General features: G+C 36.2%; 9 protein-coding genes and 1 other annotated feature. All 9 genes read left to right on the top strand.

Annotated elements, in window-relative coordinates:
- Nucleotides 1-216: 216 nt before the first annotated feature.
- The 9 genes from rplK to ACQV2X_RS08265 all read left to right on the top strand — a co-directional run bounded on the left by rplK (nt 217) and on the right by ACQV2X_RS08265 (nt 9437).
- On the top strand, nt 217-642 hold the full coding sequence (rplK, locus tag ACQV2X_RS08225; protein WP_428874537.1) for a 50S ribosomal protein L11: 426 nt from the start codon (nt 217-219) through the stop codon (nt 640-642).
- 82 nt (nt 643-724) lie between these two features.
- Nucleotides 725-1414: a 50S ribosomal protein L1 gene (gene rplA / locus ACQV2X_RS08230; RefSeq protein WP_428874538.1), complete on the top strand. Its 690-nt coding sequence runs from the start codon at nt 725-727 to the stop codon at nt 1412-1414.
- A 37-nt stretch (nt 1415-1451) separates the two neighbouring features.
- Nucleotides 1452-1574, top strand: a sequence feature (ribosomal protein L10 leader region).
- A 38-nt stretch (nt 1575-1612) separates the two neighbouring features.
- Nucleotides 1613-2149, top strand: a complete 537-nt coding sequence (gene rplJ / locus ACQV2X_RS08235; protein WP_428874539.1) for a 50S ribosomal protein L10 — start codon at nt 1613-1615, stop codon at nt 2147-2149.
- A gap of 59 nt (nt 2150-2208) precedes the next feature.
- Nucleotides 2209-2586: a 50S ribosomal protein L7/L12 gene (rplL, locus tag ACQV2X_RS08240; protein WP_428874540.1), complete on the top strand. Its 378-nt coding sequence runs from the start codon at nt 2209-2211 to the stop codon at nt 2584-2586.
- 117 nt (nt 2587-2703) lie between these two features.
- On the top strand, nt 2704-3408 hold the full coding sequence (locus ACQV2X_RS08245; RefSeq protein WP_428874541.1) for a response regulator transcription factor: 705 nt from the start codon (nt 2704-2706) through the stop codon (nt 3406-3408).
- Entirely contained in the window at nt 3398-4645 is a 1248-nt protein-coding gene (locus ACQV2X_RS08250; RefSeq protein ID WP_428874542.1) for a sensor histidine kinase, read from the top strand. The genes ACQV2X_RS08245 and ACQV2X_RS08250 overlap by 11 nt, the downstream gene beginning before the upstream one ends.
- 298 nt (nt 4646-4943) lie before the next feature.
- The gene (locus ACQV2X_RS08255; protein WP_428874543.1) at nt 4944-6368 is read left to right on the top strand and encodes an LPXTG cell wall anchor domain-containing protein; all 1425 of its coding nucleotides are present in this window, start codon (nt 4944-4946) and stop codon (nt 6366-6368) included.
- A 939-nt stretch (nt 6369-7307) separates the two neighbouring features.
- A complete protein-coding gene (locus ACQV2X_RS08260; RefSeq protein WP_428874544.1) occupies nt 7308-8309 on the top strand; it encodes a hypothetical protein in 1002 nt (333 codons plus the stop codon).
- Between the two features lie 21 nt (nt 8310-8330).
- Complete coding sequence (locus ACQV2X_RS08265; protein WP_428874545.1) at nt 8331-9437, top strand: hypothetical protein; 1107 nt, start codon at nt 8331-8333, stop codon at nt 9435-9437.
- Nucleotides 9438-9522: the final 85 nt, after the last annotated feature.

Here is a 9522-nt window from a genome sequence, read left to right on the forward strand (position 1 = left end):
AGTGGGACATTTTGATTTGTGTTCTCTTGAGACATTATCATTTACGTTTAACAAACAAGAAAAAGCTATTTAAATACTTCTTGCAATCTCATAAGCCTTCCGTTATAATATTGCAATGCATGTATTCAAACCATGCATTGGGTGGGAGGAGCAAGTTTAAAAAAGATAAAAGCTCCAATTACCACATCACGAAAATTGACATAAGGAGGAATATTCGTGGCTAAAAAAGTTGTCACTCAAGTAAAATTACAAATCCCTGCAGGTCAAGCGAGCCCAGCTCCACCAGTAGGTCCAGCGTTAGGTCAAGCCGGCGTTAATATCATGTCCTTTACGAAGGAATTTAACGCACGTACTCAAGATCAACAAGGAATGATTATTCCAGTTGTTATTGATGTCTATGAAGACCGTTCATTTACCTTTATTACTAAAACACCACCAGCTCCAATCCTATTGAAAAAAGCTGTTGGCTTGAAAAAGGCTTCAGGTGAACCTAACAAGAACAAAGTCGGAAAGGTTACACGTGATCAAGTCCGTGAAATCGCAGAAATTAAAATGGCAGACTTAAATGCAGCCGATGTAGAAGCTGCTATGCGTATGGTTGAAGGAACTGCCCGTTCAATGGGGATTACAGTCGAAGACTAAGCGCCAAGGTAGCTTCTCGCCCCGTTTCTATCGGGTGTGGGAGGGAAACCCCGAATAACCACAAATATAGGAGGAAAAACAAATGGCTAAGAAAAGCAAAAACTATGTAGCGGCAAGAGAAAAAGTTGACCGTACAAAGAAATATGATGTAACAGAAGCAGTCGCATTAGCAAAAGAAATTGACTTTGCAAAATTTGATGCCTCTGTTGAAGTATCTTACAATTTAAATATCGATGTTAAAAAAGCAGACCAACAAATTCGTGGCGCAATGGTGCTACCACATGGAACAGGTAAAACACAAACAGTGGTAGTTATTGCAAAAGGTGAAAAAGCCGCTGAAGCAGAAGCTGCTGGAGCAGACTTTGTTGGTGAAGAAGATCTAATTAATAAAATCAACGGTGGTTGGTTAGATTTCGACGTAATGGTAGCTACCCCAGATATGATGGGACAAGTTGGACGTTTGGGTCGTGTCTTAGGACCTAAAGGCTTAATGCCAAACCCTAAAACAGGTACCGTTACAATGGACGTAACCAAAGCCGTTAACGATATCAAGGCTGGACAAGTAACTTACCGTGCAGATAAAGCAGGTATCGTGAATGTTCCAATTGGTAAAGTATCTTTTGAAGATGAAAAATTAGTGGAAAACTTCAAAGCACTTCATGAGCAAATTATGCGTGTGAAGCCAGCTACAGCTAAAGGAACCTATATTACTAATTTAGCTTTAGCAACCACTTTCGGACCCGGAATCAAGATTAACGTCGAAAGTTTATAATTTCATATTGACAAATAATTTGTTTATCACTATGATAAATAAGTATTTTAAACGACCTAAGACAGTAAGTGGCTAAGCCTTAATTTCTTACCGAGGAAGTTCCCGTTAAACAGGAAGCTATCTCTATGTCTAGGTGACATAGAGATTTTTAATTTTAAAAAATCTCTATACCTATTTGATGGAGGTGAAAGAAGAAACATGGTTAAAGAAGCAGTATTAAATGCAAAGGCTCAAGAAATTGAAAAAATTGCTGAAGATATGAAAAACTCTGCAACAATCGTTGTAGTGGATTATCTTGGCTTAACGGTTGAAGAAGTAACAGACTACCGTAAACAATTACGTGATGCAGGCGTTCAAATGAAGGTTGTGAAAAACACAATGCTTCGTCGTGCGGCTGAAAAAGCAGGAATCGAAGTTCCTCAAGATTTATTCAAGGGTCCTTCAGCGATTGTCTTCTCAGATGACGTCGTAAATCCAGCGAAAATTTCAGCAAACTTTGCTAAAGACAATGAAACTCTTGAAATTCGTGGCGGAATTGTTGAAGGTCAAGCAGCTACTAAAGAAATGATTGAACAAGTAGCGAAAATGCCTGGTCGCGAAGAATTACTTTCAATGTTACTATCTGTATTGCAAGCGCCAATGCGCAATGTGGCATCTGTCCTTTCTCAAGCAAACCCAGCACAACAAATGGTTTACGCTTTGAACGGAATTATCGACAAAAAAGGTGCTGCCTAAATCGATCGCTCGTCGCATAAGTACAATATAAACTAAAAAAATATTTGGAGGAAACCAAAATGGCATTAAATATTGAACAAATTATTGAAGATATCAAATCAGCAACAGTTGTAGAATTAAACGAATTAGTAGAAGCAATTGAAGAAGAATTTGGCGTATCTGCTGCGGCTCCTGTAGCTGTTGCAGCTGGACCTGCTGCTGGCGGTGGCGAAGCTGCTGCAGAGCAAACTGAATTTGACGTAGTATTAAATTCAGCTGGCGACGCTAAAATTAAAGTAATCAAAGTGGTTCGTGAAGCTACTGGCTTGGGCTTGAAAGAAGCTAAAGAATTAGTAGACAACGCTCCTAAAGCAATCAAAGAAGGCATTTCTAAAGAAGACGCTGAAGAATTGAAAGCTAAAATTGAAGAAGTTGGTGGATCTGTAGAAGTTAAATAATTTCTCTATCCCATCTATATTAACCTGGTCAGATCTTCTGATCAGGTTTTTCCCTTTTTAAAGATAAATTTAAAAAGTTGGGCTATAATGGAAGAGAAAGATTGAGGAGGGAAGAAAATGGTCAAGTTATTAATTGCAGATGATGACAAAGCAATTTTAGATTTATTACATATTTATATGCGTAATGAGGGATATGAGTGTATATTAGCTAATAACGGAGAAGAAGCTTTAGAAATAATTAACTTACATCCTGAATTAGATATCGCTCTTTTAGATATTATGATGCCTAAAATGACGGGGATGGAAGTATTAGAAGCCATGCGTCATAAAAATGTAGATATTCCAGTTATTTTTATTTCAGCTAATCAGACTCAAACCGATAAAATTTCTGGCTTGCTTGCAGGAGCCGATGATTATGTTACTAAACCCTTTGAACCTTTAGAGGTAGTCGCTAGAGTCAAGAGTATCTTAAGACGTCAAGGTGTGAATGCTCATTCTTTAGCGCAAAAAGACAGTAAAGACTTTATTAATCTAGGAGCAGTCACAATCGATACTAAAGGACATCAAGTGATGACTGCTGAAGGAGAAGAAATTAAAGTAACAGGTCTGGAATTTGAAATTTTACAGTTACTTGCCGAGCAAAGGGGGAAAGTTTGGTCTGCTGATGAAATTCTTAATAGTGTTTGGAAGGATAATTCCTCTGCTTCTACTAAAACGGTAATGGTCCATGTAAGTAACCTCAGAAATAAAATAGAAGAAGCAACTGGCGGCGAGAAAGTTATTCAAACCGTGTGGGGAGTGGGCTATAAGATTGATAAATAAGAATGAAGAAAAAAAGGCTGGACTAATTCCTTCTTTTAAAAGTTTTAAACTAAGTAAAAGCGACCGCATTGAAATGACGATAAATCTATTTATAGTAGCTGGTACCGTTTCCTTTATTTATCTTGTGCTAATGTTTAGCTATCAACAACTCTTAAATTTTTTAACATTCAATTTAGGATGGACCATTAAAACAAATTTGAAAGATAACATTATCGCATATACACTCTATAATAAAAGTAATCAAATATTAATTAGTCTTTATCTTGCTACTTTATTTATTACAGTGACTTTTAGATATATTCATGAAAGAAATCGGATTACTTTAAGGTATATTCGTAAATATATTTCCGCCATGGCTAAAGGCAAGTATGACCTGAGAATTCCCAATGAGGGAATTGGAGACTATGTCACTTTGGCTCAGGATGTGAACACCCTGATGGACTCTATTAATCAAGCTTTTAAGGAAAGAGACGAGACCGAGAAAACAAAAGATGAATTAATGAATAATATAGGTCATGATATTCGAACGCCACTTACCTCAATACTTGGGTATTTAAGACTGATTCAAGACAGCTCAGATTTAACTCAAGAAGAACTGGCCTCTTATATAAAAACAGTGCATAGTAAAGCTAAAAGTATGCAAGTATTAATCAATGATCTGTTTGAATATACCTCCACCCAACAAACGACTGCAAAAGTTAATAAACAAGCTATAGCTATGCAAGCTTTTACAGAACAGGTGCTTGCTGACTTTAATTTGCAAGCCAAGCAAGCAGGGATTGAAATGTTCTGTCAAGTCACACCGAGTGACTTGGTATTAGAAATTGATCCTGAAAAAATGGTAAGAGTATTTAACAACTTTATAACCAACACTTTTAAATACGGAGAAGGTGCCACTTATCAAAAAATATTAGTGACAGAAATGACTGATCAAGAGTATAAAAAATATACTCGTTATCAAAAAAACAGACTGGATACGATTAAAACAGAAAAATGGGTGGTTATCGAGTTTCGAAATAATGGCACCTTATTGAATGAGGAAGATTTGGAACGAGTATTTGAACGATCCTATCGAGCTGACAGCTCACGGACCTCTCAAAAACCGGGATCAGGCTTAGGGTTAGCGATTGTACGCAATATGGTTGCCCTTCATCAAGGGGTAGCTTATGGAATTGTGGAAGATCAAGATCTTGTCTTTCGGGTCGAAATTCCAATCTTAAGGGAAGACTTACATTAAAGAATCAAACATTACAATACTTGTAATATTTGAAACCGAATTGTATCTTTAAAAACTTTAGATTTACTTGCTATTCTTTAAGAGAAAGTTATAATTATTCATGTCGGAAGAAAGTTAAATGCTTATTCAAACTTAAGTACTAACAAAACTCTAAAGAATTCCTAAAGTTTTTAAATTTTATCTTTAAAAAGCCTTGAAAATTATTTAGAAGTTTGTTAATATTAAAAGTAAGGAATGCAAAAAGCTTTCCAGCCGTCGCTAGAAAAATAAAAAACAAAAAAAGAAAGAGGTATAATAAATGAAAAAATTATTATTAACTTCAGTTGCAGCATTAACTGTTGCAGCAGCAGGAATGCCAGTAGCAACATCAGTAAACGCACAAACTCAAACGAATGAGTGCGCTGTACGTTACACTAAAGAGCAAACTCAAGCTAAATTAGCTGAAGCAGGACATCAATTAAATGCAGCTAATACAGCTAAAGGTGACGCAGAAGCAGCAGTTATTACAGCAGAAGAAAAATTAGCAGAATTATTAAATGCTGAAAAAGAAGCAGAAGCAGCACATGAAGAAGCTAAAAAAGCTTATGATGAAGCAGTAGCAGCTGATAAAGAAGCTAAAGCAGAATTAAATGCAGCTCAAAAACATTTTGATCAATTAAAAAAAGAATATTCTAATGCTAAAAAAGCAGCAGAAGAATTAATGAAACAAGAAAAAGCTGCAGCTCAAAAAGCTTATGAGAACACTGTTGGAGCAGCTCAAGCTAAGGTTGACTCAGCTAAAACAGAAGAAAAAAATGCATTAACTGAATGGAATAATGCAAAAGCTGTATTAGAAGCTTATGAAACCACAACAGATACAAATGAAGATGCTTCTGAAGAAGCTCATCAAGCATTAATAGCTAAAGTTACAGCATGGGAAACTAACCATAATAATGCTAAAAACGCTGTTCAAATTGCAGAAAAAGAATTCCTTGCAGTTAAATCAGCAGCGATAAATACTAAATCAACAGCAGATGAAACAGCTGTAAATAAATACAACACAGCCATTCAAAACTTGGAATTTGACTATGAAACAAATGATAATTATAAAGAAACTGGGAAAATCCCAGCAGCTCAAAAAGCTTTAGATGCAGCAGAAGAAAAAGCTACAGCAGCAGCTACTAAATTAGCTCAAGTAGAACCAAATGTAGAGACTACTATGAATGCTCACAAAGCAGCAGTTAAAGCTCGTAAGAAGCAAGAAGCAGTTTTATTAGGCGCTCAAGTTAATGCTAAAAAAGCTAACGTAAAAGTTTCTAAGCTTTTAGTAGAAATCGCTAACCTTGCTAAGTGTGAAAACGTAGATGTTGCTAAAGTTGTCAACCAAATCGGTAAAGAACACGAAGCTGCTCTTAAAGAAGTTATGAATGACACTGATAAAGCTTTAGACAAAATCAAAGATATTGAAGATCAAATCGCTGCAGATGAAAATAAGTTAGATAAAGAAGATAAAGAAGATCAAAATAAAGGTGATCACGAAGAAGACAAACCAGGATCTAAACCAGGATCTAAACCAGAATCTAAACCAGAATCTAAACCAGAATCTAAACCAGGATCTAATGGTGGATCTAAATCTGAATTACCACAAACTGGTGAAGGTTCAACCTTCGCAATTTATGGTGCAGCAGCATTATCTGTATTAGCAGGATTAGGCTTAGTTGCTAAGAAACGTGAAGAAGCATAGTTAATTTAATAGCAGCTATTTAAAAGAGCAAGATAATTTTGCTCTCAGATTGAAGACAAACCCTATTTGAGTAACTCTCAAGGAAGGGTTTGTCTTTATTTGTCTTAAAAGTTTCCTGTAAAATAAAAAATCGAAGCCTTTCTAGCTCTTCATCTCTAGTATATTTGCCAATTTCTTCATGTTTAAACAAGTAAAAGTGAGCCCTGCTTTAAATTCCATCAAGCTTTTTCCAATAAAATGCGTCTATCGAAAGCCATGATGTTCTTTAGCAGTGCCGAATATTCTGTCAGCGGACTCTTTGGATTCTTTATAAAGAGCACGCATACCCTCTGAATACCTGATATCCTCACACCTTTCAAGGGCTTTTTGCCACACATGTCGGCTAATTACACATTTATTTTGATTGTTCTCCTGATCTTGACGAGAGGCTTTGTACTCTCGATAGCCTTTTTGATTAGTGGTCGTAGAATGATAGACCCCATTTTTTCATCTAAATAACAGTCATAGTATTCATCATAGATACACTCTCTATGCTCGGGTTTACTTCTTGGTCGCGTATAAGGAAAAACTGGTATGGTGGATTGGTTTAAAAGAAATTGAACGATGGTGGCCGTTTTATAGCTCGCCTCTGCAATGAGATGAGTGGGATTAAAAAGAGTAATCTTTTTAAATAGTAATCGAAATACTTGCGTATAGTGGGTATTTCTAGAGTAGACACTATAAGCTAATATCCACCCCCTTGCGATTGCAAGCTGTTTGAATAGTATAGGCAAAAACTTGCTTATGACCCCTTTATGAAACTACCTTGCATTCGGATTATTGGGACTGATTGTTTGGGACTTTGTTAAGGTCTCTTTTTTTATAAATTCAAAGTTTCCATTATTAAAAAAGGTATAAGACTGTTATAATGTAGCTAACAAATTTAGAGGAGTTCGGTTTATGCAAAAGAAAAAGAGTTTTTTTTATTGTTTGTTAATAGGGTTCCTGTTCAGTCTTTATACTTGTTCTAACTTGATGGTAGAAGCAACTTCTGATCCTTTCATTCCACGACCTGCCCTTCCGTCAGACTTAAAGAAAGTAGAGAAATCTACAAACTCTGATGACGAATCATCCGTTGGTGAGAATGAGGAAAGAGCATCTAATAAAGCAATGGAACAAGGTTTGTTTGAAACGGATATTGTTATTTATCCCCTTAATGAGTTTGAAAATCAAGAATCACTAGATAACTTTGCCAATTATGTAAAGAATGATGCAAGTCTGAATGATCAGATAATTTTAGAGGATGTCTCTGAAGAGAGTCGCTTTTTACTTTCAGCTAATTATCGTGACAGTGCTAAAGAAGATGGTCAACTGATTGTTTTATATTTTCCAGTCAATATTGCCGATCAAAGTCAAGCCCAAGAAGTCTTAGATAAACATCTATTATATTATCCTGATTTGTTTGAAAAAGGTGAATTGGCATCACAAGGTGATGGATATGATCTGGCTTTTGCTTTGAAAGTTAATGCCAACGCAGATGGCTTTGGTATAGATACAGCTAAGCAAGAAATTGAATACTATGATCAAAGAGAGCCTTATCAGTATGAATTAGAATCAAATGGTGATGACCCTTATCGTCAAGCCATTGAAGAACGTTTTCCTGGTGAATTCAGTTTTGAAAGTGTAGAAGAAAATGGCAAAACGTTAGTGACACTTCGCCAACTACCTTTATCTGAGCGGCAAGCGAGTGTAGAAAGTGATGATAACGGCTCAAACATGGCAGGAAATCTATTTTCTCAATTCAACACCAAAGTTGATGACTATTTAACACAGATAAACTTAAAGGAAAAGTTAATGAACCTAGGGATTTCTGAAGATAATGTTTCTATTGTAACTATAGGAGTTGCAGTTGTTTTATTCCTTTTAGGAATTGTCTTAATTGTTTTAGGTTTCCGTCGCTAAATAAGAAAGGAAGAAAATAGAATGAAGAATAAACTTATTAATCTTTTAGTAGTTACCGTTTTAACGTTTGGATGCGTGGGGACAATTTTTGCTCAGGATGACACTGAAAATAAGCCGGACACTGAGCAAACCCCACCCACAAACGAAGGAAATCAGCCTGCACCACAGGAGTCTACGATTGCACCTAGTAAACCTCAAAATGAAACTACAACTAAGCCTAACAATGGTAGCGGTGAGTCTGAAGAGAAAGAAACAACTGTTGCTAACACTACAGTTGAAAGCCCAAAAGAAACAACTGTTCAAACTACAGAAACGACTGTAACAACGGTTGCTAGCCAGCCCCAACCTAATCCAAACCCTAGACCAACTCAACCTTATATTCCAAGTCGCCCACAGCCTTCCAATCGACCAGAAGATATTGAAGTGATTGAGATACCAGAAACAAGTATTGAAATGGAAGAAGAGACGGAAGTAGAAGAAGAGATTGACTTATTTGAGGGAGAATTCATTACTTTTAATGCTAATGTCTTCAAAGAAGAGTCAGAAGCGGATGATTTTATTCAATTGATTGAAGAAGATGAGGCGACAAAAGACCGCTTTATTGCTGAAAAAGAAATCATTGATGAAGACTTTATTTTGGTTCGAGTGACCTATGCAGAAGCTGTTGAAGAAAAAGGACGCTACATTTTATTCTATATTTCGAGTGAATTTGAAACAGAAGAAGCAGCGGAGGAATACTTAGAGAAGGAATTACTGATTTATCCGGATCTTTTTGTTGCTGGAGAAATGATCAAAGTGGACGATAAATTCGATATCATCTTAGGTATTCGACCAGGCACCGAAACCCAAGCGCTAACTTACGATGAAGCAACCTTTGAAGTTCAATATGAGGCAGATCGCGAAGAATATCAATATATCGTTAAAGCTGATGAATTAACCGGTGAGTTTATCGATGAAATTCAAATGGCTGTGGAAGAGGCTTTCCCTGGTGAGTTTACATTCTCTGAAGAAGTTATATCTGATACTGAAAAAGAAGTGACCATGACTCCTCTTGAAATAGAAGAAGAATCAAGTGAAGAGATGGAAAGTTATTTAGAAGACTCAGAAGAAACAACGATGGAAAATTAGAGATTGGTTAAAAAATCGCCCTCAATTTAGGGTTCTATAATTTATAGGGTTGATGGCCGAAGGCCTCAACTCTATTTTTTACTTT

Origin of the sequence: Facklamia sp. P12945 (genome assembly GCF_050409485.1) — a bacterium.
GTDB lineage: Bacteria > Bacillota > Bacilli > Lactobacillales > Aerococcaceae > Facklamia.

Bases quoted from the DNA above. Each gene is read 5' to 3' on its own strand.
- rplA (WP_428874538.1), top strand. From the start codon at position 725: ATGGCTAAGAAAAGCAAAAACTATGTAGCGGCAAGAGAAAAAGTTGAC.
- rplJ (WP_428874539.1), top strand. From the start codon at position 1,613: ATGGTTAAAGAAGCAGTATTAAATGCAAAGGCTCAAGAAATTGAAAAA.
- rplL (WP_428874540.1), top strand. From the start codon at position 2,209: ATGGCATTAAATATTGAACAAATTATTGAAGATATCAAATCAGCAACA.
- ACQV2X_RS08245 (WP_428874541.1), top strand. From the start codon at position 2,704: ATGGTCAAGTTATTAATTGCAGATGATGACAAAGCAATTTTAGATTTA.
- ACQV2X_RS08255 (WP_428874543.1), top strand. From the start codon at position 4,944: ATGAAAAAATTATTATTAACTTCAGTTGCAGCATTAACTGTTGCAGCA.
- ACQV2X_RS08260 (WP_428874544.1), top strand. From the start codon at position 7,308: ATGCAAAAGAAAAAGAGTTTTTTTTATTGTTTGTTAATAGGGTTCCTG.
- ACQV2X_RS08265 (WP_428874545.1), top strand. From the start codon at position 8,331: ATGAAGAATAAACTTATTAATCTTTTAGTAGTTACCGTTTTAACGTTT.